Source organism: Stanieria cyanosphaera PCC 7437 (genome assembly GCF_000317575.1).
Taxonomy (GTDB): Bacteria; Cyanobacteriota; Cyanobacteriia; order Cyanobacteriales; family Xenococcaceae; genus Stanieria; species Stanieria cyanosphaera.
Genome location: NC_019748.1, coordinates 674,545 through 698,911 on the forward strand (window position 1 = coordinate 674,545; position 24,367 = coordinate 698,911).

The window sequence follows — 24,367 nt, forward strand, 5'->3', positions numbered from 1 at the left end:
GATTGCAAGTTTAAAACAATACTAATAATACCTAAAGCGATCGCTCTTGAACTAAGTTGCTGATTAAGAAAAGGCAAGCATAAGCTTGAAAATAATATGCAGCTTTTTATGCACATCAGCTTAATTACTCAATTGATCTTTAAATTTAAACTTTATTCAAACTATATATCAAACAAAAATAGAAAAGGACATCGATACACTAAACATCGAATTGTCCTCTTTTACTTTTAATTGAGTGATAAAAATTGCTCAACACAACGAACAAACATTTCTACTCCCATTGCTAAAGCAGTTTCGTCAAAATCAAAACGTGGATGATGATGAGGATAAGCTAAACCTTTTTCAGGATTTGCTGCGCCGACAAAAAAGTAACAACCTGGAACTTCTTTTAAAAAGAAAGACATATCTTCCCCTCCCATCGTCTGACATTCAGGGACTACACCGAGAGGAGTTTCTACTACTTTAGTTGCTACTGAACGAACCAACTCAGCCATAGTAGCATCGTTAATTACTGGGGGATAAAGTTGCCAATAATCCAATTCATATTTAGCTCCATGACTTTGACAAACACCAGCAATAATTTCTTCAATTCTTAGTTGAATTTTTTGTTCTAAGGCAGGATTAAAGTAACGCACAGTGCCACTGAGACGAGCAGTATCAGCAATAACATTTAAAGCTGTACCTGCATGAAGCTCACCTACTGTTACTACCGCCGAATCGATGGGGTTAATATTACGAGCAACAATGGTTTGTAAGGCATTGACAATTTGTGCGCTTACTACAATTGAATCAATCGTTTGATCTGGCATTGCACCATGTCCGCCTTTGCCGAAAATTGTACAGCGAAAACATTCTACTGCTGCCATTAACGCTCCGCTACGGACTCCTACTGTCCCTAGAGGTAAATTATTCCAAAGATGTAAACCTATGATCGCATCAACATCAGGATTTTTTAAAACTCCTGCTTCAATCATCGGTTTCGCTCCACCAGGTCCCTCTTCAGCAGGTTGAAAGATAATTTTGACTGTACCACTAAAATCTTGACGATGTTGAGTAAGATAATAAGCTGTTCCAAGAGCGATCGCAACATGACCATCATGTCCACAAGCGTGCATTTTGCCTGGGTGTTGGGAACGATAAGTAACTTCATTAGCTTCTTGAATTGGTAAAGCATCCATATCAGCACGAATAGCTAAGACTTTCCCCGGATCATTGCTTTTAATCGTAGCTACTATACCCGTTTGAGCTATTTCTGTTTGAGATTCAATTCCCCATTCTTGTAATTTTTGAGTAATAAATTCTGCGGTTAGATGTTCTTGAAATGCTAATTCTGGTTTTTGATGAATTGTACGTCGCCATTCAACCAATTGCGCTTGTAAAGCTCGAATTTCCAAACGAATTTGTTCTAAATTAACTGAATAAGAGCGGGGAAGACTAAAAACCATTTTTGTTAACTAATCTCTTGAATATTATTTTTAGATATTAAGATAACTCAGCAGAATGGGTGGAAAAATTACGCTATTGTGCCGATGAACTTAAAAAAGCCTATTGCCTAGAATCAAACTATATTTTCCATGCATTTTGATTGACCGAGCAAGTTTTCTAGTTTTATTTTCGACTGAAATCACCGAGTATTTGTTAGTCTAACTCTTCTTGAGGAAGTTATCAATTCATGAACAACTACTTAATCTTGATAACATAAATTATGTCAGTTACAATTGGTGAATTTTCCAAGATTTTAATAATTACTAACGACATAAAAATTCGTCATAATCTAGAACAAGTTTTATCTCAATTTTACGAATTATTTTGGGCTGATGAAGAAAAAAGTGCCTTAGAACTTATTAAGTCTGATTGTCCTAATTTAATTATCCTTGCTTTAACTAATACTGAAATCAATAATATTTGTCTTTTTACTCAATTACGAAACAAACCAGAAACCGCTTTAATTTCAGTGATTGTTCTGACTACAATTGCTAATCCTCGACAATGGCGAACAGCAATGGAAATGGGTGCAGATGATGTTCTTTTCTTGCCTTGTACCGATACAGAATTACACAAGGCGATCGCAACTAGACTAACTAAACAAACTTGTTATTTAGCTTATACACAACAAGAATTAGATCAACTCAGAGAAAATATTATTAAATTTTTGCCTCATGAAATGCGGACTGCTTTGACAGGAATTTTATCAGCCTCAGACTTATTAATTAATCAACAATATTCTCTTAACTGGTCAATTATTAGAGAAATGCTGATTTGTATTAATTCATCTAGTCAAAGATTATTGAGATTAATAGATAATTTTTTACTGTATGCAGAATTAAAAGTTATTGAAAACAATCCTGATATTACTCAGCTTTATTGTCTTCATCAAATCGATTCAGTTAAAGAAAAGATTAAAGCGATCGCGCATAAGTCTGCTCAAAAATATTATCGTCAAGATAGTTTGATTATAGACCTACAAAATGCTTGTTTACAAATTAATGAAACTAATCTAACCAAATTAATTGAAGAATTAATTGATAATGCTTGTAAGTTTTCACCAGAGCATAGTGCAATTCATATTAACTCTCAAATTGATAAAAATCAATTTATCTTAACTATTAAAGATTATGGTCGAGGTATGACCCATAAACAAATTGCTTCTATTGACATGGGAATACAATTTGAGCGTAACTATTATGAACAACAAGGATTTGGTTTAGGACTGGCAATAGTTAGACAAATTGCTCAAATATATAAAGTAAAATTAGAAATTAAAAGCATACCTAAACAAACAACAATAGTCAAGTTAGTAATTCCTTTAGCTGACTGCTCAAAAAATTCAACTTATAGCAAAATTACTCATATATCTAATTGGTATTCTACCCAAACTATCAATATTAATTACTCCTTCTAGTTATTTTTTATTGAGAATAAAATTTAACAGATACAGAATTTTTTAAAGGTAAAGTAAAGTAAAAAGTAGAACCTTTTCCTAACTCTGATTCTACCCAAATTTTGCCTCCGTAACGCTGCACTATTTTTTGACAAATAGCTAATCCAATCCCCGTGCCAAGATACTGTTCTTGAGTATGCAATCTTTGAAAAACTTGAAAAATTTCTTTGAAATATTGAGATTCGATTCCAATCCCATTATCTTGAACCGATATTAGCCATTGTTGTTCTAATAACTTAGTATCAATTACAATCTTCGGTTGAGCTTGACTACAAAATTTTAAACCATTGGTAATTAAATTTTGAAACAGTTGATTAATTTCTGTTGGATTAACTTGAACTATAGGCAAATTTTTGATTGTAATTATTGCATTATTTCTTTCAATAGTTTCGTGTAAATCTTGAATAACTAGTTGCACAATGTCTTTGAGATCAATCGAGATCCAAGTTTGCTCATTTTTTCCGGCTCGACAATAAAGAAGTAAATCTTTAATCAAAGCCTGCATTCTTGTAGCTCCATCAACAATATATTTAATATATTGATTAGCTTCGTCACTTAATTTATTGTGATATTCTTGAGCCAATAAATCAGCAAACATATTCAACGAACGTAACGGAGCTTGTAAATCGTGGGAAACAATATAAGCAAATTGTTCTAATTCTTGATTGGATTGAATTAATTCAGTATTAATTTTTTCTAACTTTTGCTTTGCTTGAACTAATTCAGTAGTTCTTTCTAAAACTCTTGTTTCTAATTCGCAGTTAACTTTTTCAAGAATCTGTTGAGAGTGCTTAAGTTTTGATTCCGTACCTTGTCGAATCGAAATTTCTTTTTTAAGCTCTTTATTTTGTTCTTGTAATTGTTGTCTTATTTTTCTTAAAGTAAGATGAGTTTTAATTCTAACAATTAATTCCTCTTCCTCTATCGGTTTAGTTATATAGTCAATTCCCCCGGTATTAAAACCTTTAACTTTATTATCAGTGTCAGTTAAAGCGGTCATAAAAATAATGGGAATATCTTGAGTTTTTTTATTGTTTTTTAATTTGAGACAAACTTCTAATCCATCAAATCCTGGCATTAAAATATCCAGTAAAATCAAGTCTGGCTCTGCATATTCGGCTTTAGATAAAGCACTCATTCCATCTTGAGTAACTATGACAGTAAAACCATTAGATTGTAAAATTGATTGTAATTGTTGTAAACTACTTAATGTATCATCAACAACTAAAATAACATCAGCACGAATAGTATCTTCAGCCATTAGTAATTTATCTGCTAGACGAATATAATAAATACCTCAAACTCTTTTAGCTTAAGTTTCAATTTTTGGCTAAAACTTTTAATATTTTAAATATTATAATGAAATAAAAATTAGTTTTTATCAATTAGCTTACTCTTAGCTAAATAATAATTTTTACTCAGATTGACGGTAGTAGATATTTTGTTTATTAGTCTAATCAAAAAGTAATTAACTCGTCTCAGTTATTTTACGGAATTTGTTTTTTAAAAAAGTTTAATTTTTATATTAATAAATTTTATTTCAGTATTAATACTGGAGCAACAAACAAATCTAGATTAAAGAACAATAGCTTCAAAAAATAGTTTTAATTCAACCTAATTATCAACTGTTAAAAAATTAGAAAATTTTGGGCATTATTGAAGTGTCGCTGTTTGCTCAAAAGAATTACTAAAATGTATTCTGCTGCTGATTTACCAACCGAACCTATTCAAATTAATGCTGTACCAGTAGTACAAACTTGGAACTTAAGTAAAGTTTATCGCACTGGTTTTTGGCTGAATCAAAAAATTGAATCTCTTAAAGATTGTTCCTTAACAGTATATCAAGGAGAAACTTTTGGTTTATTAGGCCCCAATGGAGCAGGAAAAACGACTTTATTAAAAACTCTTTTGGGAATTGTACGTCCTACTTCAGGCAAAGCAGTTTTATTAGGACATCCGATTGGTAATCTCAACGTCAAACAAAAAATTGGTTATTTACCTGAAAATGCTTATATTTATGATTATCTTACTGCTTGGGAATTTTTAGACTTTATTGCTGGATTATTTCATCTTCCTTCATCATTACGACGCAAAAGAATTACTGAATTGTTAGATTTAGTAGGATTAGCTAGGTCTACTGCTTTGAAGAAAAAACTAAAACAGTATTCTAAAGGAATGTTGCAAAGAGTAGGAATGGCTCAGGCTTTGATTAATGATCCTGAAATTGTTTTTCTCGATGAACCAATGTCAGGACTTGATCCTATGGGTCGTTATCGAATGCGAGAAATTATTTTATCTTTAAAAAAACAAGGAAAAACTATCTTTTTTAATTCTCATATTTTAGCTGATGTCGAACAAATTTGCGATCGCATTGCTTTACTAGCTTTAGGCGAATTAATTTGCCAAGGTTCTTTGAATGAGTTGTTAGGAGATGGTAATGCTTATCAAGCGATTGTTAAAGGAGGAAATTCTGAAACTTTAACCCCTTGGTTAACAAACTTAAGTTGGGAAAATAGTTGTTGGCATGGTCAACTTATCGGCGAACTAGATCAGTTTTTAATTCATCTCAAACAGTTCGATCTTCAGTTAATCAGTATACATTTGGCTCGTCCTTCCTTGGAAGAATTTTTTATTCAACAACTGAGAGCAAGAGGAATTGAATTTAGCCGTTAATTGTTAAGGTAATCCTAAATCATTCATGAAAAAATATTAACCTAAATTCTGCCTTCTGCTTTTGCTCCTTCTTTTCACGTTTCTAACGCTTCGCGCTTTTGTACAGACGTAATATGTTACGTCTCTACTGTTTGCTTTTTACTTTCTTACAACTCGCTTAGGATTGCTCTAACTATTTATAAACAATTTCTAGAAAATCTAGGTCAGTTGGATGATTGCGAATTTTAGAGTCCGATGGAGAGATTTGATATTTAACTAAATCAGCTAAATCTTGTAATTGATTAATTGCTTCTGCCCCTTCAAGTTTCATTAATTCTCGGTCATCGCGCATTTCTGTCCAAGTAATACCGTAGTCAGAAACCAGAAAACGGATGAGATGATTATCTCCTAAACTAACCATAAATGATGCGCTATTCATCTGGCTGCCACAGGTATAACAAGAAGCCAAATAACCTTTTTTTTCTAACACAATCGCTAGGGCTTGCAAATTCATTACCAAGTCCCGAACAAATCGACGGTGTTGTTGTGCCAGTCTAATAAACACTTTTTTCCTCCTAACACCAATCTTATTTTAATACTTTTAATATTTTTTTAATATTTATTTTTTTGATAGACAATATTAATCCTCTTAAACTGTGTTAATTTTAATAAATCTTTACAAAGTTAGCAATTAATTTTAATTAGTCGTAATCTCAATTTTGAATTTAGTTTATATCATCTCTAATTTAGATTTAAATAACTGTTATTTATAATGCAGAAAGTAGAAAAAATGTCAAGCTTAAATAAAGATTAATTTCACTCAATATAAGTTTTTCTTGGGATTTAAGGGTGTTGCTTGAAAAAATTCTTTAGCAATCAGGCAAAAATATCTGTAATTGCCATTTCTAAATTAGAATTTTGAGTTTGCGTTATATTAAGATGCTGAATAAATTTTAATTGTTTAACTAAATTTCAATCTCCATTGGGATAAATACCACAATTTTAATAAATTTTAAGCCTTTAAACATCTTTTAGACCACCGGAGTAAAGTAAAGCTCAGTATTTACGTTCTTTGATAGACAGGAATAAAACAATGTTTAACACAATCTTATTTCCAATTGATCGCAGTCGAGAAGCGCGTGAAGCAGCAGAAACAGTAGCTAATCTAGTCAAAACTTATAATAGTCGTTTAGTTCTGCTATCGGTAGTTGAAAATACACCAGAAAGCAAAATGGATTCGGAAGCAGAAGTAGCAAAATTACTTCAAGCTGCTCAAGCTTTATTTGCAGAAAAAGGAATTGAAACAGAAGTTATAGAAAGAGAAGGAATGGCATCTTTTACAATTTGTGATGTTGCCGATGAAATTGATGCCAATCTCATTATTATGGGTTGCCGAGGTTTAGGTTTAACCAATGAAGGTGCAACCGAAAGCGTAACCATTCGAGTGATTAATCTTTCACCATGTCCTGTGTTGATAGTGCCTTAATAACTACTTAGATTGCTTTTAAGAACAAAGAGTTTCTTCAATTTTGAGAGAAGCTCCCTATCTATATGCTTCAATTTTGATACTAGGTAGTCTTGAAAATTTGCGATCGCATCATGACCAATTCTCCTTCTCAACCGCCCGAACCTCCGGAACGCTCTTCTTCCTCACGAAAGAGAGTTTTAGATTCTGATGAATTAATTGCTATGATTGTTGCCTTCGGTACGATTGGAACAATTTTGTTTTTGTCTTTAACTGACGGTAAAAATAGATGGGGACTAACAAATTGGCAGCAATGGTTAGCTGCTTCTCAATCAACTAATGAAACCACACAAAGTACTGTTGACGAAACTCAACTCAATCAAACAGAGTCAGCCCCAACCGCTCAAACTAACAGAAACACTAGTTTACAACCAAAAACTTCTAATACAACAGAATCTCTTAACAATAATAATCAACTTTTACCAAATCAAGCGCCAAAAATATCTCGTTCTCAAAAACCAACTGTTATTGTTCCAACTATTATTACTAATCCTTCAAAGCCAGGAACTCCTCAAACCCAACCAAATCTAGAACAAACTCCTTCAACCGCACAACCACCTGTTATTGTGCCTGAAGAAAAAGAATCTATTCCAGCCATTGTCTTTCTCGATGTACCTCAAAATTATTGGGCGAGTCCTTTTATTTATCAATTAAAAGAACAAGGATTAATTTCTGGTTCGTCTGAAGATACTTTTGAGCCAGAGCAACCAATCACCAGAGCAGGAATGGCAGAATTAATTAGTCAAACTTTTAATCAACCTTCTACTTTTGATACTAAACAATTTAAAGACGTTACTGCTAACACAGAAGCTGCTGCTGAGATTAATGAAGCGGTAGGCAGCGGTTTTATGAAAGGTTATTCCAATGGGGAATTTCGTCCTCAAGAAGAAATTTCTCGTTATCAAGTGTTAGTTACTTTAGCCACTGGGTTAAATCTACAACCTAGCCAAGAGCCTACTGCAATCCTCAAATCTTTTAGTGATGCCAATCAGTTGCCAAATTGGGCAGTTAATCAAGTAGCAGCAGCTATAGAAGCAGGTTTATTAGTCAACCCTCCAACCTATGAACGTCAATCTCTTAATCCAAATCAAACAGCTACTCGTGCTGAAGTAGCAGCGATGATTTATCAAGCCTTAGTCAAATCTGGTAGATTGCCAGCGATTTCTTCAGAATATATAGTTCCTGCTCCTTAATCTCAATTGTGGTCATCACAAAACTTATTTAAGATGAAACAATCAATTGTTCAAGTAGATGCTTTTACTGTTGAACCTTTTCATGGAAATCCTGCTGCTGTTTGTGTATTAACTCAATCTCAATCAGCACAATGGATGCAGTCAGTAGCCCAAGAAATGAATTTGTCAGAAACAGCATTTTTAACACCACAAGCAGATGGTTATCATCTACGCTGGTTTACACCAACCACTGAAGTACCACTTTGTGGACACGCTACTTTAGCTAGCGCGCACGTTTTATGGACAGAAGGACATTTATCTGAAGACAAACCCGCTCGTTTTCATACCAAAAGTGGCTTACTAGTTGCCCAACGACAAGCAGAATGGATTGAACTGGATTTTCCCGCTAACTTTTCCGAAGTTATAACTACTCCCCCAGAATTAGAGCAGGCTTTAGGAGTATTGGTAAAAACAACATTACACAATTCTTTAGCTTATTTAGTAGAAGTAGAAGCAGCCAATGTAGTAAGGCAACTAGAGCCGAATTTTTCTTTATTGAAAACCTTACCCGTTGATGGTGTTATCGTTACCAGTAAGGCAGAAAAAGACTCGGAATATGATTTTATCTCTCGTTTCTTTGCTCCAGGTTTGGGTATAGATGAAGATCCTGTTACTGGTGCTGCTCATTGTTGTCTAGCTCCGTTTTGGCGCAAACACTTGCAAAAAGATGAATTTATTGCTTATCAAGCTTCTAGTCGTGGTGGTGTTGTTAAAGTTCGTTATGCCGGTGATGAGCGCGTTTATTTGAGTGGACAAGCAGTTACAGTAATGCGTGGTGAATTAATCTATTGATTATCGTAATAACTCTAGGAATTAAATCTCATCATAACCTGTATTACTATGAGATTAAGGCATACTTCTTATCAAGACCAGAGCCTTTAATAAGACTTCATCGTTCTTCGCGAAGGAGACTCTCGCCAAGCGCGACGAGAGGAATTCGCGCCTCCAATAAAGTTTTTACATTAAATGTGTTAAAATGTGAGGCATGACTGAACGTGCCTACAAGTTTCGCTTTTACCCAACATCATCGCAAGAGATTCTCTTGCGACGAACAATGGGCTGTGTGCGTTTGGTCTATAACAAAGCTTTGGCTACCAGAACAATCGCTTGGTACGAAAAGCAAGAGAGGATTGATTACAAACAAACCTCTAGTCTTCTTACTGATTGGAAAAAAACCAAAGAACTCGATTTTCTCAACGAGGTTAGTTGTGTACCTTTGCAGCAATGCTTGAGACATCTCCAAAAAGCTTTTGCTAACTTTTGGGGAAAACGGGCTAAATATCCTCGCTTTAAGAAAAAACGTAATGGCGGTTCGGCAGAGTTTACCAAATCTGCTTTTAAGTACCGAGACGGGAAACTGTGGCTGGCTAAATGCAATGAGCCATTGAATATAGTTTGGTCGAGGTATCTTTCAAAAGGATGCGAACCTTCGACTGTTACTATTAAACTCGAACCTTCTGGACGTTGGTTCGTTTCTTTGTTGGTTGATGACTATACCGTAGAGGTACTTCCACCAACTGACAAAAAGATTGGATTGGATGCTGGACTCACCAGTCTGCTTAGTACCAGTGATGGTGAGAAGATAACCAATCCCAAGCATTTTAATCGTCTGTATCGCAAGCTCTCTGTAGCGCAGAAGAAACTGAGTCGGAAAACCAAAGGCTCTAGTAACCGAGAGCGCGCGCGACTTAAAGTAGCTAGAATACACGCCAAAATTAAAGATGCTCGTACCGATTTTTTGCACAAGTTGACTACTCGTTTGGTTCGCTTGTATAGCTTGATTGCTATTGAAGACTTGGCGGTGAGAAACATAGTCAAGAATCACAAGCTGGCTCGTTCTATTAGCGATGCTGCTTGGGGTGAAATGCGAGCGCAGCTTGAGTACAAATGTGAGTGGTACGGGCGAAAACTGGTCAAGATTGACCGCTTTTTTCCTAGCTCTAAACGATGTCACCATTGCGGTTTTGTAATGGATAAGTTGCCTTTGAATATTCGCAGTTGGGACTGCCCTAGCTGTAAGACAACAGACATCGATAGAGACATCAACGCTGGAAAAAATATACTCGCTGCGGGACTCGCAGTGATTGTCTGTGGAGCGGACATAAGACCTGATAACCATAAGGTTAAAGGAGCGAGTGCGGTCATGGGGGAAACCCCCATGAGCAACTCGCGTAGGCAGTTGCGAAAGACTCGAAAGAGAAAGAAACAGAAACCCAAATAGTGATGTTTGGGAATCCCTCGTTTTAACGAGGGAGGATGTCAAAAGTTAAAAACTCTCATTATCTACTGGTACAATGTCTACCTCTTCTCTTTATGAAACTGATTTTTACGCTTGGACTCAAGAGCAAGTCGATTTACTCAAAGCTCAACATTGGGATCGAATAGACGTAACTAATCTAATTGAGGAAATTGAGACTTTGGTAGGAAAGAACGCCAAGAATTGCGAAATCGCTTGGGAGTGTTGTTAGGGCATTTATTCAAATGGCAGTTTCAAGCTGAAAAGCGTAGTAGTAGTTGGTTGAGTACTATTCGAGAACAGCGTGTCCAAATAAAGTTACTTTTGCAAGATAGTCCGAGTTTAAAGCCATACTTCAATGAGGTTTTTCTTGCTGCCTATGAACTTGGTTTAGCTTTTGCGATTCGGGAAACTCGCTTAGGTGAACAAATTTTTCCAGAACAATGCCCTTATTCTCCCGAAGAAATTATGAATCCTAATTTCTTTCCAGAACCAAATACATAGCAATTGAAGTTAAAAAAAAGCTATCAGCAAAAGAGCTTTGTCTTGTAGCATAATGAAGCGATTGTAATTTGATTTATGGACAGAAGATATTAACACTATTTCTCAAACAGTTTTAATTCTTCTTTTTCTTTGCATCAATCTTGCTTTAATTATCGGCTGTCTAATTTATTTAGTCTGGCTTTCTGTTCCAGTATTTTTAATTGCCATTACTATAATAATTTACAGCCTCTGAAAGCGGTACAGTTGAGTATGGAGTATGGCGGACAACGAACACTAAAATCACCAGGTGAAGATTTAACCGTAGGCAGGTTAAGGTAGGAGAGGGCGATCGCGATCATACATACAGCTACTACAAAAATTATCCAAGCTCCTTACAAATTTTCTGCTCAAAGAACTATTTTATCTGTTAGTTCTGCTTTACTAGTAAGAGCAAGTTTTTTTCAGCACTCAAAGCCAGTCAAGTTGATGTAGTCGAAGCATTGCGGGCTTGATACAAAACTTCTTAATCAATATATAATTTTTCATTATTAAATATGGTTAAAATCGTTAGTCGCAAATCTTTAGGCAAACAACCTGTATACGATATTGGTGTAACCAAAGATCACAACTTTTTGTTAAGCAATGGTGTGGTTGCTTCCAACTGTTTTAATAAATCTCACTCTACTGCTTACGCCTATGTGACTTATCAAACAGCTTATCTCAAAGCCAATTATCCCGTAGAATACATGAGCGCACTACTAACCGCTAGTAGTGGCGATCGCGATAAAGTAGAAAAATATCGAGAAAACTGTCAAAGAATGGGGATAGAAGTCGAACCCCCCGATATCAATCGTTCTGAAGAAGATTTTACTCCTCAAAAAAATAAAATTTTATTTGGATTATCTGCGGTTAAAAATTTGGGACAAGGAGCAATTGACAATATTCTTCAAGCTAGAGTCGAAGCAGGAGGAAAATTTAATTCTTTAGCAGATTTCTGCGAACGAGTTGATTTGAGAGTAGTTAATCGTCGTGCTTTAGAAACTTTAATTTATTGTGGTGCTTTTGATAAAATTGAGCCAAATCGTAAACAGTTAATTAATGATTTAGAAGTTGTTATTCCTTGGGCGCAAAGTCGAGCCAAAGAAAAAGAAATTGGTCAGTTGAATTTATTTGACTTGATGAATAATATTTCTACAACTGATAGTAATAAAAATGGTTCTACCTTTGAACAAGCACCTAGCACACCAAAGGTAGAAGATTTTCCTTTACAAGAAAAACTCAAACTTGAAAAAGAACATTTAGGTTTTTACGTCTCTGATCATCCTCTTAAAGCAATTCAAAAATCAACTCAAATTTTATCTCCTATTAATCTCAATCAATTATCAGAACAAAAATCTCGACAGAAAATTTGTGCTGTAGTAATGCTCAATGCAGTCAAAACAATTATTACGCAAAAAGGTACTCCGATGGCTTTTGTTCAAATGGAAGATGTTACTGGAGAAGCAGAAGGTACAGTTTTTTCTGATACGTACGAGAAAATCGAATCTTTACTTAAGGAAAATTACCATCTAATTGTGTGGGGTAAAGCACAAGCACGCAATGATAAGTATCAATTAATTATTGAAGATGCCCAATTAGTAGATAAAATTCAAATAATTACTTTAGAAATCACTCCTCAACAAGCACTAGATCAATCTATTATTAGTAAATTAAAAGGAATTCTTCAGGAACATTCAGGAGAACCTCATAAATTTAAAATTCCAGTCCTAGTAATTATTAGTCATAACAATCAACGTCAATTTATTCGTCTCGGACAAAAATTTTGGGTTCAAGACGAACGTGGAGCTATAATTTCTTTGAAAAATGCTGGTTTTTCTGTTTACAATCAACCTTTAGTTTCTAGTTGAAATCAACTGCAAGATAAAGTTAACCTTTAATAAAGTTTTTTAACAGCCTTTTCTCAGTAACTTTTGTGATTCAATGTTTTTACTGATGTCAGTTTATCGTTTAATTTGATTCACTTTTATTAGAGAATAAATATTATAAAATTTATTGGTATTTTTTTTGTCTAGCCGAAATAAACATAATACTCTATAACAATCTTATATTTATATTAAGGAACTGATTAATTTATAGAGTCAAAATAGTAATTAAAAATCTTTTAGCTAACTCATGATCAAATATTTTGCGTTATATGATGCAGACAGTTATTAAACCAATGTCCAAGCCAAAACCTAAGCTTACTCTCATAAAATTTGATCAAGCAAATTTACTGGAAGGTAGACACATTTTAATTGTGGAGTCTCCAGAATCGAAACGAGCAGTAGTTCTCAATTCGAGTATTTTTTTGATTGGACGACATCCTCAAAGTTCTTTGGTATTAACAAATAATATGGTGTCTCGGTGTCATGCTACTATTGCTTGGCTTCAATACGAAAAATCACCTCAACAAACTAACTGTTCTTATTGGATTATTGATGGGAAAGGCAAACATAAAAGAAGTCGCAATGGCATTTTAGTTAATGGCAATAAAACTTCGCTACATCGTCTCAAATCTGGAGATTTAGTTGAGATTGGAGAAACTATTAAAATTACCTATAACTATATTCCTTACAATACTGAAACTCACGAATTTTTAGAATATTGTGAAGTTGAAAAACCTCAACAAAAAACCAAAAACAAGAATCTTAGTTATAAAGATACTATTATTTTAAATTCAGACGAAATTTAACCTGCTCCACGATTTTTCGCGGATTTATGTCCATTGACGGAAAAAAGCACCTGCTTCTCCTGCATTGACAGTTAATTGTTCAATATTTTTCATTGCTGTTTGATCAAAAGGTTTAAAAGCTTGGGCAACCCTGAAATTAGCTTCTAATTGTTCAGGATTTTCAGCAGCAATAATACAACAGTGTACTCCCGATAAGGAAAGAGTATAACCCATTGCTTGATGCATTCCTTCTAAAAGACCAGGTTGAAACAAACGTCCGTAAGCTGGTATTTTCATCGCGATCACACCCACATTTTTCTTTTGGGCAACAGGAAGTACAGTAGTAGAAAAGGGACGAGGATGATGAATATCGGCTGCATTGAGAGAGATTAAAGTAGTATCGAAAGGATACCTGGTTAATGCTGCTGCAATCACTTCGGGTTCGTGATGACCAGTAATACCTAAATATTTAACTAATTTTTGCTCTTTAGCCTCTTCAAAAGCTTTTATTGCGCCATTTTCTCCCAAAATTTGCTCTAATTCTTCCATGAAAGAAACATGATGCAATTGCCATCCATCTAGATAATCAGTATTGAGATTATGAAGCGATCGCTCTAGGTCACGCCATGCTCCATCTCGATCGCGAGCAGCAGTTTTACTATTAAGATAAATTTGTTTGCGGTAAGTAGGCAAGATTTTGCCTAAATTTGCTTCGCTAGGGCCATAACTGGCAGCAGTATCATAATAGCGAATTCCCAAAGATAAAGCTTTTTCAACTATAGCGATCGCTTCTTGTTCTTTTCCTTGATAAGATAAGGGAGTTTGTCCAGCACCACCTAACCCAAAAATCGGTAAACTAATTCCAGTTTTACCCAGAACTTTCTCGGGCATTGTCTGAGTTATTTTAATTGACGTTTGGTTTGTTTTGGCATCAGGTTGCGTCAATGTTTTTCCACCAATTGCCGTCGCAGCAGCAACACTGCCAATCAGGAAGTTGCGTCTAGTTTGTCTATTCATAGCTATTGTTTTTTACCAGCATTGTAGCGAATCTCTTCTAAACGTTTTTCAAGAGTGTTAATGGTTAATGGTTGATTATTAATCTCTCATATTATTAACTGATAACTGCTCATTGTTGATGGTTGATAGTTAATTGCTACTTTGATCCTTCATTTCACTCAGGACGCTTCGCGCTTTTGTACAGACGTGTCGGCGACAAGTCTCTAACTTTTTACTTTTTACTTAATCTTTAGTAACTGTTGTAGAGACATTCCATGGAACGTCTCTACTGGTAACTGCTAGGCTATAGTTAATTAATTAAAAATTTTGTGAGAAATAATCCTCTATTTCCATATAGCCAAACTCCTGGACGATTTGCTGCTACTTCCCATGAGTCGTAGAGTTTATCGTTATTATTTTTATAGCTTAGAGGGCGTACAAAGGGAATGTCATCATCATCATAGTCACTTAAATCAGGGCGACTACCTGTAACTTTAAGATGATCTTTGAAGGAATAATTAGTTACTTTTGACTGCTTCATTAAGTCTGGTGATGAACTATTTTGATCACGAATAATAATTGTTGTTTCTTCATATTCTGTTTCAATATCCTCATCAGAAAAGATTGCAATTTCTCCTTCAAAATTTTTGATGAAAATCTCGATCGCTTTTTGAAAATCTGCTTCAGAGTTGAAATTGTTTGGTTGGGAAATAGTCTGATTTAATTGAACTTGCTCATAATTTTGATTAGTTTCTAATTGAGTTAAATGATTATCCGTTAAATCATTGTCATTTACATCAGTTTCTAATTCTGCGGAAAGAGAAGCAAAATCATTAGAATGCTCGATTTTTGGTTCAGAGATCGTAGTTGTTGAAGATAATTGAGGTGATACTATCACTGTGGAAGAAATAATTTGTTCTGAGTGATTATCAATTACCTCCACTTTGCGACCGCTTTGCTGCTCGCTGGAAGCGAGATCGCTTTGAGAATTTTGTGTCGAGAGTTCTTTGAAATCACTATCTAAGTTTTTTTTTTCTGCTTTGGTTGAAGAATTAACTTCAAAATGAACCTTCATTTTTCTTCGACAAACTTGAGAAAAAGCGGATTCGATATTAGCTACTTTACCTTGAAGTAATTTTGACAAAGAACTAGAACTAATCGCGATCGTAACTACAGAAGCTTCAATTTTAATTAAATAACATTGCTGAATTAACAAAGCTTGAGTGGTTGGTGGTTGAATTAATTGAATCGCTTTGAACCAAATCTCTTGAGAATCTTCAGTCTGATTAATTTGATTTTCTTCAACTACATCGGTAGAAATTTCTTTACTTTTTTCTTGCAGGTGGTTATTTTCTGGTGTTGTAGAAACAACCGAAGTTGATTTTTGAGGCGGTGTTTGAGAAGCTAAAACTTTAGTATTAGCTGGAATTTGAGTAACAGAATTTTGTTCTTTTTGATCTACTACAACTTTCTCAGTCACAGAAGTAGATTGAACTACATTAGTAGCAGGTAAAAAGTGATCATTGATCGAGGTGTTGTCGTGTGAACTTGGTTTGAGAGTTGATGATCCTTGTAATAATCCCAACAAAATTACTTCCAACCATAAACGAGGTTGAGTAGTATGTTTTAATTGAACCTCTCCTTCCTTGAGTTGCTGCTGACCCCGTAAAATTAAATTAATTTCCCAGTTTTTCGCTTCCTGAATTAATTTTTGCCAAGTAGTCTCCTTTACTGCTACCAAATCCGAACGATGAGCAGCAGTTTTGGCAATTAATAAATTAAGATAAAAACCAGCCAAATTTTGTAGAACAATAATTGGTTCTCGTCCTCGGTCTAATAAATTACGACATTTTTGTAAAATCTGTTCAGGATTGCTTTCTCTAATTGCTTGCAATAAAGACAATAAATCTTGTTCGGGAACTGCACCTACCAAATCCCAAATCTTTTCAACGGTAATAGTTTCAGGTAATAAACTTAATTGATCTAATAAACTTTCTGCATCTCTTAATCCACCATTAGCAATCTGAGCTACTAAAGTGAGAGCATCTTCAGTAATATCAATTGCTTCTTCTCTGGCAATATAAGAAAGATGAGCTACCATTTCCTCCAAAGGAATGCGACGATAATCAAATCTTTGACAACGGGAAATAATAGTTGATAAAACCCTCTGCGGATCGGTTGTCGCTAAAACAAAAATTACATTACGAGGTGGTTCTTCTAAAGTCTTCAACAGCGCATTAAACGCTGCGGTACTGAGCATATGGCACTCGTCGATCACATAAACTTTATAACGACACTGAACAGGAGCAAACTGAGCGCGCTCAATAACTTCGCGGATATTATCTACTCCCGTATTACTGGCAGCATCTATCTCGATTACATCTAAAGCTGTTCCAGTAGCGATCGCACGACAAACTTCACATTTTCCACAAGGCTGATCCGTTGGATCATCACTACTAAGACAATTGAGTGATTTAGCTAAAATACGCGCGCTAGAAGTTTTCCCTGTTCCCCTGGGACCCGTAAACAAATAAGCAGGAGCGATTTTTTTCTGATTAATCGCATTAATTAAGGTACGAGCGATCGCACTTTGTCCAACTAAGTCGGCAAATCTTTGCGGTCGATATTTGTGATGAAGAGGTTCATAAGACATAGTAGATGTAAAACTCAGTATTTATTGTCTGGGTAGTACAAAATTAAGCCTGTACAATTAAGCAAGATAAATTAGGCTAAATCTATCTTGCCACTTTCAGCCAGTATTTTTGAACTAAGGAATTGAGTTATGCTTAGGCGGATTAAGCAACAATCAAATCAACAGCCAAATTCTGATTCTGCTCAAGCTAGTCCAGACTCTAATATTAACGAGACCGCTATTTTATCTGATGCAGATTATGAATTTTTATTTGGTCAACTTTTAGAAGGAGTTGCTCATGGTTGGCATCAAGGCAGAATCGCTAAGTTTTTTCAACAATTAGAGGAACGCGGTAAACCAGAAGCTTGGATTGCCTGGTTAGAAAGATTTGGTCAAAAAACCTCTCTAGCAACCACACCTTCAATGCAGCAGTTAGGCGCGAGAATGATTCGTTTAGGCGAATTAACTCAATCTACTCCCAGTGTGCGACAAATTGGTGCTGTTGCCAATCGAATTGGTCGACAATTATTTTACGGAAGCAATAACGATCTAATTTGGGAATATGATGGGCCAGACTTACAAATAGCTCAGATTAAACCCCTTGAAGAAGAAGAAACCTTAATTCATTCTTCTGCATCTTTTGAAACAGAGGAAAGTATTTCAGGATCAAAGCAGGTTGTAGAAGAAATCTCTAACGTTGCTTTAGAAACAGACACTGAAAATCAATCTTTAGAAAACCTTTCTGACTCATCTACAAGCGACCAAACTGCATCAATTTCTACAGAAGAAGATTTTGCTCCTGCTTTTAATTTAGATCAAGATTTTTCAGAGTTAGCTTCTTCCTGGAATCATCCTTCAACCCTAACCCAATCAGAAGATGAAGTTGCTAACTTAACTTGGCAACCAAATGCAGAAGACGACCAACTATCTCAAGCGATTTCTCAACAACTTGAGCTTACTGAGAGCGATCCCCAGACTCTTGCTAACACTTTAATTGACGACATTAATTCTGTTGAGCATCAACCTACTCTAGAGTTGGTAGAAGGTTGGTTCAATCTAGGATTAAAACAAGCTACTGCGGGAGATTTTGATGGAGCAGTAATGAGTTGGGAAAAAGCTTTAGAAATCAATCCTAATTTATCAGCAGCTTGGCACAATCGAGGAAGTGCGTTAGGACGTTTAGGAAAATATTCAGAAGCGATAGAATCTTTTGATCAAGCATTAGTTATTGACCCCAATAATTATCAAGCTTGGAACGATCGCGGTCATGCTCTTTATCAATTACAAAAATGGGAAGAAGCTGTGGCAAGTTGGGATAAAGCGATTGAAATCTTACCTGGAGATTACCAATTCTGGTACAATCGCGGTTGTGCTTTAGAAAAATTACAACGTTCTGAAGAGTCGATTGCTAGTTATGAAAAAGCTTTAGAAATTAAGCCAGATTTTCAAGAAGCTCATTCAAGGTATATTGACTTATTGACGGATAACCCTAATATAAATTAGCTAAGATGACGGTAACACATTAATTAGATTGGCTAACAATCAAAAAGATAGTTTATCTTAAAGACTAAATCAAAAATTATTAGGTTTTTACTCGCTATGATGGAATTATCTAACAATACAACCGAAGAATTGAGAGTTCCCAGTGAAGAAAGAGTTACTCAATTAAGAAATCTAATTGATACCCTCAGAATTGCTGATGAAATCGCCAGCAAAGGCTATCTTATTAGTAGCTCTGAATTAGCCGACTTGATGGATATTAACGCTAGTGCAGTCACTAGCCGAGGTGACCACTGGTCTTGGCGTAACTGGGTTGTTTCTAGGGTCAGAAGAGAAGGCAATCAAATTCTTTGGCAGCTAGAGCGGGTTGATTAACCATTTAAGTAAGAGACATGACTTTATCTGTACCTGAAACATCTAAACCAATTATTCGTCCTCTGCAATACCGCGACTTAGAGGCGATCGATGCTTTAATTCTTCAATCTGATGAGGCTGAAACATACAGGCGGTTAGGAGCTATTGAGTTAGGAAAACAACCCATTCGTTCGTGGTACAGACTCAGAAAATTTTTCAGCCTCCTTCCTCATCCTTCTCAAAAAGGATTACGTATCTATGTGGCAGAACGAGGAGTCCCTACTCAGGGGTCGCGAGCGCAACAAATTCTTGGTTTAATTCAGGTATCGTCTTTTAATCACACTCGGAGTACTTGGCGAGTAGAGCGAATTTTACTTAATACCAATGCTTCTGAATTAGAATTATTGAGCCAGCAAAAAGAAGTGGCTTCTCAACTAGTACGCTATTGTCTAGAAAGTATTTGGGAAGCTCGCACTTGGATTTTGGAAGTTGATATCAACGAAAAACATCATCTAGCACTTTATCGAGAAAACGGTTTTCAGCCTTTGGCACAAATGACTTATTGGGAAATTAAACCTGAATTATTTTCCCAATTAGCAGAACTTAACGCCGATTTACCCACGCTTTTACCTGTTAGTAATGCTGATGCTCAATTAATCTATCAGTTAGATTGCATTGCTATGCCACCTCTACTTCGTCAAGTTTTTGACCGCCATATTCAAGATTTTAAAACCAACTTGTGGGAAGGTGCGGTCGCAAAACTTAAACAATGGATCGAACATAGCGAGATAGCCAAAAGATATGTCTTTGAATCTCAGCGTAAAGTAGCAATTGGACATTTTCAACTAGAGTTGTCTAAAGATGGTTCTCGTTCCCATCAAGCCAAACTAATTGTTCATCCTGCTTATACCTGGCTTTATCCTAAATTAATTAGTCAGATGGTTCAAATGGTTCAAGGATATCCTCCTCAATCTTTAGAACTAGCTTCAGGCGACTATCAACCTGAAAGAGAAGAATATCTCAACAAAGTAGGAGCAACTCCAATTGCTAATACTTTACTGATGTCAAGATCAGTCTGGCACAAAGTTAAAGAAAGTAAACCTTTAGAAGGGTTACAGCTATCAGAAGTATTCCAAGGACTCAAACCAGCCAGAACACCAATTCCTTCGCGGATTTCTTGGTTTAAATCAAATTTACTTCATCTTAATCAAACAGATACCAATCAAGCTACTTCCTATAACCATTCGGTTAAACCGACTAATTCCTCAGAATCTTCTGCTTCTACAGAGGAAACACCAGCTAATGAATCTTCTAAACCACCTAATAATGGTCATCATGCTTAGGTTATCAATCTTGAGTTGGTCATGAAGAGAATTTTGGCTTTAGGTTTGGATGTCGGACAAAAGCGTTTGGGAATAGCAGGTTGTGATGGTACTGGTTTAATTGCTACAGCTTTAACTACAATCAAACGCAGTTCTTTTCAACAAGATGTAGCCAAACTCAAAGAAATTATTGTAGAAAGACAAGTAGAAATTCTGGTAATAGGATTGCCTTATTCGATGGATGGCAGTATTGGTTTTCAAGCCAAACAAGTGCAGAAATTTGCCCAAAGAATTAGTCAAGCATTACAATTACCAGTCGAATATGTAGATGAGCGTCTTACTTCTGTGGAAGCCGAAGCACAACTAAAAACCCAGAAGCGTTTTTCTTCTTTTCAAAAAGAATTAATCGATGCTCAAGCAGCAGCAATTATTTTGCAGCAGTGGTTAGATGAACGTCGTCAGAATTAATTTAAATCTCATCATATTTTTGCAGTAAATTCAGCACAAAATCAGCAGCAGTACAACGAATTTTCGCTCCAGATTTGTTTAACCACCATCCCCAAGTTTGATGGGGTGAGTTCCAAATAGTTAGATGTTCTACTTCTGGCTGACTATAAAAACTCTCTGTACTTTTTCCTAATAATTCCGAACTCCAATGAGTAAAATAATCGTGACTGAGCCGATAAATTGGAAAATCTGCGATTAGGGGAACTCCCCATCCATCGATAGCAATTAGAGCTTTAACTTTTCTTCCTTTTGATTGCCAATTTCTAGCAGCACCAATACTTCCAACTACTCCAGCACTAAAAGCAATAAACAATAAAGAATCATTTTGATTGATGTTTTTTGTTAAAAATTGCTCTAAATGCACAGGAGAATAAACAGGTATTTTGGGATAAGTAATAACTAAAATATTTGCTGCTAAAAATTTTTGATTAATAATTTTTAAATGTTGAATAAAATTATTGGTTAAATCTGGATCATGAATACCAGAACAAATAATAATTGTCATTTTTAACTTTACTCTTGTTGAAGTATATTGAAGCGTTAATTAAGTTTAATGTCCTCTAATTACAATTTTTGAAGAGTATGATCACTCAATTAAAACACTTGGGAAGGATATGAAAGTTGAAGTGAGGACAACGAATGATAGTGAAAAACTGTGTTTTAATAACTAGCGTGGTTAGTTGCTTATTATTAAGTATTCATAGCGAAGTACAAGCTCAAAGTATTGATAGTTATGAGGATTACAAATTATATTGCAGTCGAGGTGCGTTTGACTATGGTTTGCAAAGTCCCGATTGCAGTCAATACAAAGATACCTACGAAAATCGTCCTCAAGAAGAGTTAAAGCAACAGGACACTAGACAAGAAGAGAACACACACAGTCAAACTAATAATAATAATAGTGAGGCTAAAACTAAAAATATAAGAGGTTATGTAGGCGGTTCTTTAGGAGCATTTTTTCCTACTAATGATCTAGATTTACTAAATTTGGATGATGATTCCGAGATTGATGAAGATATTGAAGAGGAGGACATTAACGAGAGTGATTTCGAGCTTGACTTAGATACAGGATTTGGTGGAAGTCTTTTTTTAGGAGCTATGTTCAACAACAATGTTGGTACTGATTTAGAATTTATTTTATTTGGAGGGGGTACTGAAATAGATGATTTAAATTATTCTGAATGGGGGATTTTCTTCAATCCTAGATTTATTCAGCCCTTATCAAAACAAAATAATGTTGCAGTTTTTTTAAGTCCTGGGCTAGGACTATCTAAGGGTAAATTAAGTACCGAAATTAGTGATGAGCTTGCTGAAGAGTTAGGTGTTGAACAAGGTCTTGAACTTAGTGTTGCAGATGATATTAGTTTTACTCTACAAGTCAAACTTGGTTTAACCTTTAAACTAGCTGATAAATACGAGGGTTTTACTCAAGTTAGATATGTCCATCCTATAGGGGACTATACTATTGATACTATATCACCAGAAGTAGGATTGCTAGTTAATTTCTAAAGTCTCTTACCTTCCTTTTAAGCCTATTGATCCTTATAGAGTTGATAACTTTTGAATCCGATCATTTTAAGATTTTGACTCTCTTCAATTATTAATTTTTATACTATAGCAGCCGAATTATAGGTTAGGAAAAAGTATTTAACGTAAGGGCGAATGGTCATTCGCCCTTACAAAATTTATGCGTCCTGATCTTTCCTTCGACGGCTATAATTCTTCTAAGATTTGAATCAGCTTCAAAAATTTACCAGAGAGCATTTCAGAGATTTTTAATCATCATTGATCTATACGATAAATATCACTCACTGCTGTATCTTCTGGATAACCGCCTCCATTTGCTTCTCGATCTACTAGTATTCAAAGCACTGCGTATCCTTTGTCAGTATCTGCCATTCCAGGAGAAATTTGTAAAGAAGTAACCCAAGTTATTTTTTTTTAGTATTTTTTAACCCTATGCCCAGGAAGGGGATGCTAGTTTAAAACTAATACTGGCTTATAAAAGCTGATTATCCCCTAAAAAAGATATATATGGTAACAACTCCTGACCACAAAAATCATCTATCTGTAGCACAACATAATGGAAATCATGCTGCTATAAAAAGCGATCGCGTTGCAGTATTACTGATGGGATACGGTGAAGTAGAAAGTTATGAAGATTTTGCCAACTATAATGAACAGGCATTAAATCTATTAACAGCGAAATTTGCTCCCGTACCTAGCTGGATTTATCCACCTTTGGCTAAATTATTAGCTTTGTTCGATTTACATGAATGGAGTCATCAACACAACAATTTTATTTCTCCTCATAACCAAATTTTTGAACAACAAAGACTAGGCATAGAAGAGCAATTACAGCAAACTTGGGGAGAAAAAGTTAAAGTTTTTAAAGCTTTTAATTTTTGTGCGCCTTTCCTTCCTCAACAGGTTTTACAACAAATTCAAGAAGAAGGATTCGACAAATTATTAATTTATCCTCTCTTAGTAGTTGATTCTATTTTTACAAGTGGAATTGCTGTAGAACAAGTCAATAAAGCTATCTCACAATTGACTACAGGTGAAGAACATTGGCTCAAAAATCTTCGTTACATACCATCGTTTTATAACCAACCAGACTACATTAAATTGCTAGCAGGAATGGTAGAAGAAAAAATTCAAACCGAATTAATTCAAGCCCATTTACCTTCGCAAATTGGCATTATTTTAATGAATCATGGTTGTCCTCATAAAGCTAAAGGATTCACTTCTGGAATTGATGAAAGTCAAGCTTTGTATGAGTCAGTTAGAGAAGAATTAATTTATAAATATCCTCTCATTTCAGTTGGTTGGCTAAATCATGATACACCTTTAATTGAGTGGACACAACCTAATGTTGAATTAGCAGCTAAAAATCTAATTGAATTGGGCGCAACTGCAATTATCATGATGCCGATTGGGTTTGCTACAGAAAACCACGAAACTCTTTTAGATGTAGATCATATTATTCATCATCTACAACATCGTCATTCACAAATAACTTTTGTACAAATGCCTTGTGTTAACGACAATCCAAACTTTTTAGCAATGGCAGCAGCTTGGGCAAATCCCCAAATTGAAGCATTATTATCCGAACAAGGAGTAACTATTAATCCGCAATTAGCCATAGCTCAAGCAAATCATCATCACCACCATCATCATCATTAAACTGCTTGATTGACATCCTCCCTCAATTTATTGAGGGATTCCTAAAACAAGGCAGGTTGTTCAAAGGATGGTACTCGTTTCACAGACAACT

At 35.2% G+C, this 24,367-nt stretch carries 20 protein-coding genes and 1 pseudogene; 15 read left to right on the forward strand and 6 right to left on the reverse strand.

What is annotated here, in order from left to right:
* Positions 1-227 precede the first annotated feature (227 nt).
* Entirely contained in the window at positions 228-1,445 is a 1,218-nt protein-coding gene (locus STA7437_RS02850) for a M20 metallopeptidase family protein (protein WP_015191864.1), read from the reverse strand.
* A gap of 260 nt (positions 1,446-1,705) precedes the next feature.
* Between STA7437_RS02850 and STA7437_RS02855 the strand changes: the two genes are divergently transcribed.
* A complete protein-coding gene (locus tag STA7437_RS02855; RefSeq protein WP_015191865.1) occupies positions 1,706-2,902 on the forward strand; it encodes a hybrid sensor histidine kinase/response regulator in 1,197 nt (398 codons plus the stop codon).
* A gap of 7 nt (positions 2,903-2,909) precedes the next feature.
* Here STA7437_RS02855 and STA7437_RS02860 read toward each other — a convergent pair whose 3' ends face one another.
* The gene (locus STA7437_RS02860; RefSeq protein ID WP_015191866.1) at positions 2,910-4,202 is read right to left on the reverse strand and encodes a sensor histidine kinase; all 1,293 of its coding nucleotides are present in this window, start codon (positions 4,200-4,202) and stop codon (positions 2,910-2,912) included.
* Between the two features lie 431 nt (positions 4,203-4,633).
* Here STA7437_RS02860 and STA7437_RS02865 point away from each other — a divergent pair, with 431 nt between their 5' ends.
* On the forward strand, positions 4,634-5,614 hold the full coding sequence (locus STA7437_RS02865) for an ABC transporter ATP-binding protein (RefSeq protein WP_015191867.1): 981 nt from the start codon (positions 4,634-4,636) through the stop codon (positions 5,612-5,614).
* Positions 5,615-5,786: 172 nt separating this feature from the next.
* Here the strand turns inward: STA7437_RS02865 and STA7437_RS02870 are convergent, their stop codons facing one another.
* On the reverse strand, positions 5,787-6,158 hold the full coding sequence (locus STA7437_RS02870; protein WP_015191868.1) for a DUF1815 family protein: 372 nt from the start codon (positions 6,156-6,158) through the stop codon (positions 5,787-5,789).
* 528 nt (positions 6,159-6,686) lie between these two features.
* Between STA7437_RS02870 and STA7437_RS02875 the strand changes: the two genes are divergently transcribed.
* The 7 genes and pseudogenes from STA7437_RS02875 (at position 6,687) to STA7437_RS02905 (ending at position 13,800) form a co-directional block, all read left to right on the forward strand.
* On the forward strand, positions 6,687-7,079 hold the full coding sequence (locus tag STA7437_RS02875) for a universal stress protein (protein ID WP_015191869.1): 393 nt from the start codon (positions 6,687-6,689) through the stop codon (positions 7,077-7,079).
* A 113-nt stretch (positions 7,080-7,192) separates the two neighbouring features.
* On the forward strand, positions 7,193-8,311 hold the full coding sequence (locus tag STA7437_RS02880) for an S-layer homology domain-containing protein (protein ID WP_015191870.1): 1,119 nt from the start codon (positions 7,193-7,195) through the stop codon (positions 8,309-8,311).
* 33 nt (positions 8,312-8,344) lie between these two features.
* Positions 8,345-9,142 carry a PhzF family phenazine biosynthesis protein gene (locus tag STA7437_RS02885; RefSeq protein ID WP_015191871.1) on the forward strand — a complete coding sequence of 266 codons (798 nt, stop codon included), beginning with the start codon at positions 8,345-8,347 and terminating at the stop codon, positions 9,140-9,142.
* Positions 9,143-9,335: 193 nt separating this feature from the next.
* Positions 9,336-10,571 (forward strand): RNA-guided endonuclease InsQ/TnpB family protein, encoded by a 1,236-nt coding sequence (locus tag STA7437_RS02890; RefSeq protein WP_015191872.1) that lies wholly within the window; start codon positions 9,336-9,338, stop codon positions 10,569-10,571.
* Between the two features lie 73 nt (positions 10,572-10,644).
* A pseudogene (locus STA7437_RS02895) lies at positions 10,645-11,090 on the forward strand (DUF29 domain-containing protein).
* A 533-nt stretch (positions 11,091-11,623) separates the two neighbouring features.
* Positions 11,624-12,976 carry a trans-splicing intein-formed DNA polymerase III subunit alpha C-terminal partner DnaE-C gene (locus tag STA7437_RS02900; protein ID WP_015191873.1) on the forward strand — a complete coding sequence of 451 codons (1,353 nt, stop codon included), beginning with the start codon at positions 11,624-11,626 and terminating at the stop codon, positions 12,974-12,976.
* A gap of 311 nt (positions 12,977-13,287) precedes the next feature.
* A complete protein-coding gene (locus tag STA7437_RS02905) occupies positions 13,288-13,800 on the forward strand; it encodes an FHA domain-containing protein (RefSeq protein ID WP_041619714.1) in 513 nt (170 codons plus the stop codon).
* 24 nt (positions 13,801-13,824) lie between these two features.
* On the opposite strand, the gene STA7437_RS02910 is transcribed toward STA7437_RS02905, so the two are convergent.
* Both STA7437_RS02910 and STA7437_RS25785 read right to left on the reverse strand, forming a co-directional pair.
* Positions 13,825-14,796, reverse strand: coding sequence for an aldo/keto reductase (locus STA7437_RS02910; RefSeq protein WP_015191875.1), 972 nt, complete (start codon positions 14,794-14,796; stop codon positions 13,825-13,827).
* 289 nt (positions 14,797-15,085) lie between these two features.
* On the reverse strand, positions 15,086-17,428 hold the full coding sequence (locus tag STA7437_RS25785) for a DNA polymerase III subunit gamma/tau (protein ID WP_015191876.1): 2,343 nt from the start codon (positions 17,426-17,428) through the stop codon (positions 15,086-15,088).
* 129 nt (positions 17,429-17,557) lie between these two features.
* On the opposite strand from STA7437_RS25785, the gene STA7437_RS02920 reads away from it, so the two are divergent.
* From STA7437_RS02920 to ruvX, 4 genes are all read left to right on the forward strand, one after another.
* The gene (locus STA7437_RS02920; protein WP_015191877.1) at positions 17,558-18,910 is read left to right on the forward strand and encodes a tetratricopeptide repeat protein; all 1,353 of its coding nucleotides are present in this window, start codon (positions 17,558-17,560) and stop codon (positions 18,908-18,910) included.
* A 96-nt stretch (positions 18,911-19,006) separates the two neighbouring features.
* A complete protein-coding gene (locus STA7437_RS02925; RefSeq protein WP_015191878.1) occupies positions 19,007-19,282 on the forward strand; it encodes a hypothetical protein in 276 nt (91 codons plus the stop codon).
* A gap of 17 nt (positions 19,283-19,299) precedes the next feature.
* Positions 19,300-20,604, forward strand: a complete 1,305-nt coding sequence (locus tag STA7437_RS02930) for a hypothetical protein (protein WP_015191879.1) — start codon at positions 19,300-19,302, stop codon at positions 20,602-20,604.
* A gap of 21 nt (positions 20,605-20,625) precedes the next feature.
* Positions 20,626-21,051, forward strand: coding sequence for a Holliday junction resolvase RuvX (ruvX, locus tag STA7437_RS02935; RefSeq protein WP_015191880.1), 426 nt, complete (start codon positions 20,626-20,628; stop codon positions 21,049-21,051).
* Between the two features lies 1 nt (position 21,052).
* On the opposite strand, the gene STA7437_RS02940 is transcribed toward ruvX, so the two are convergent.
* Positions 21,053-21,595 (reverse strand): hypothetical protein, encoded by a 543-nt coding sequence (locus STA7437_RS02940; RefSeq protein ID WP_015191881.1) that lies wholly within the window; start codon positions 21,593-21,595, stop codon positions 21,053-21,055.
* A 134-nt stretch (positions 21,596-21,729) separates the two neighbouring features.
* On the opposite strand from STA7437_RS02940, the gene STA7437_RS02945 reads away from it, so the two are divergent.
* Positions 21,730-22,599 (forward strand): outer membrane beta-barrel protein, encoded by an 870-nt coding sequence (locus STA7437_RS02945; RefSeq protein ID WP_015191882.1) that lies wholly within the window; start codon positions 21,730-21,732, stop codon positions 22,597-22,599.
* Positions 22,600-23,124: 525 nt separating this feature from the next.
* Positions 23,125-24,276, forward strand: a complete 1,152-nt coding sequence (locus STA7437_RS02950) for a ferrochelatase (protein WP_015191883.1) — start codon at positions 23,125-23,127, stop codon at positions 24,274-24,276.
* Positions 24,277-24,367: the final 91 nt, after the last annotated feature.

Excerpts from the sequence above, each read along its gene's own strand:
- STA7437_RS02850 (WP_015191864.1), bottom strand. The coding sequence starts at position 1,445 with ATGGTTTTTAGTCTTCCCCGCTCTTATTCAGTTAATTTAGAACAAATT.
- STA7437_RS02855 (WP_015191865.1), top strand. The coding sequence starts at position 1,706 with ATGTCAGTTACAATTGGTGAATTTTCCAAGATTTTAATAATTACTAAC.
- STA7437_RS02860 (WP_015191866.1), bottom strand. The coding sequence starts at position 4,202 with ATGGCTGAAGATACTATTCGTGCTGATGTTATTTTAGTTGTTGATGAT.
- STA7437_RS02865 (WP_015191867.1), top strand. The coding sequence starts at position 4,634 with ATGTATTCTGCTGCTGATTTACCAACCGAACCTATTCAAATTAATGCT.
- STA7437_RS02875 (WP_015191869.1), top strand. The coding sequence starts at position 6,687 with ATGTTTAACACAATCTTATTTCCAATTGATCGCAGTCGAGAAGCGCGT.
- STA7437_RS02880 (WP_015191870.1), top strand. The coding sequence starts at position 7,193 with ATGACCAATTCTCCTTCTCAACCGCCCGAACCTCCGGAACGCTCTTCT.
- STA7437_RS02885 (WP_015191871.1), top strand. The coding sequence starts at position 8,345 with ATGAAACAATCAATTGTTCAAGTAGATGCTTTTACTGTTGAACCTTTT.
- STA7437_RS02890 (WP_015191872.1), top strand. The coding sequence starts at position 9,336 with ATGACTGAACGTGCCTACAAGTTTCGCTTTTACCCAACATCATCGCAA.
- STA7437_RS02900 (WP_015191873.1), top strand. The coding sequence starts at position 11,624 with ATGGTTAAAATCGTTAGTCGCAAATCTTTAGGCAAACAACCTGTATAC.
- STA7437_RS02905 (WP_041619714.1), top strand. The coding sequence starts at position 13,288 with ATGTCCAAGCCAAAACCTAAGCTTACTCTCATAAAATTTGATCAAGCA.
- STA7437_RS02910 (WP_015191875.1), bottom strand. The coding sequence starts at position 14,796 with ATGAATAGACAAACTAGACGCAACTTCCTGATTGGCAGTGTTGCTGCT.
- STA7437_RS25785 (WP_015191876.1), bottom strand. The coding sequence starts at position 17,428 with ATGTCTTATGAACCTCTTCATCACAAATATCGACCGCAAAGATTTGCC.
- STA7437_RS02920 (WP_015191877.1), top strand. The coding sequence starts at position 17,558 with ATGCTTAGGCGGATTAAGCAACAATCAAATCAACAGCCAAATTCTGAT.
- STA7437_RS02925 (WP_015191878.1), top strand. The coding sequence starts at position 19,007 with ATGATGGAATTATCTAACAATACAACCGAAGAATTGAGAGTTCCCAGT.
- STA7437_RS02930 (WP_015191879.1), top strand. The coding sequence starts at position 19,300 with ATGACTTTATCTGTACCTGAAACATCTAAACCAATTATTCGTCCTCTG.
- ruvX (WP_015191880.1), top strand. The coding sequence starts at position 20,626 with ATGAAGAGAATTTTGGCTTTAGGTTTGGATGTCGGACAAAAGCGTTTG.
- STA7437_RS02940 (WP_015191881.1), bottom strand. The coding sequence starts at position 21,595 with ATGACAATTATTATTTGTTCTGGTATTCATGATCCAGATTTAACCAAT.
- STA7437_RS02945 (WP_015191882.1), top strand. The coding sequence starts at position 21,730 with ATGATAGTGAAAAACTGTGTTTTAATAACTAGCGTGGTTAGTTGCTTA.
- STA7437_RS02950 (WP_015191883.1), top strand. The coding sequence starts at position 23,125 with ATGGTAACAACTCCTGACCACAAAAATCATCTATCTGTAGCACAACAT.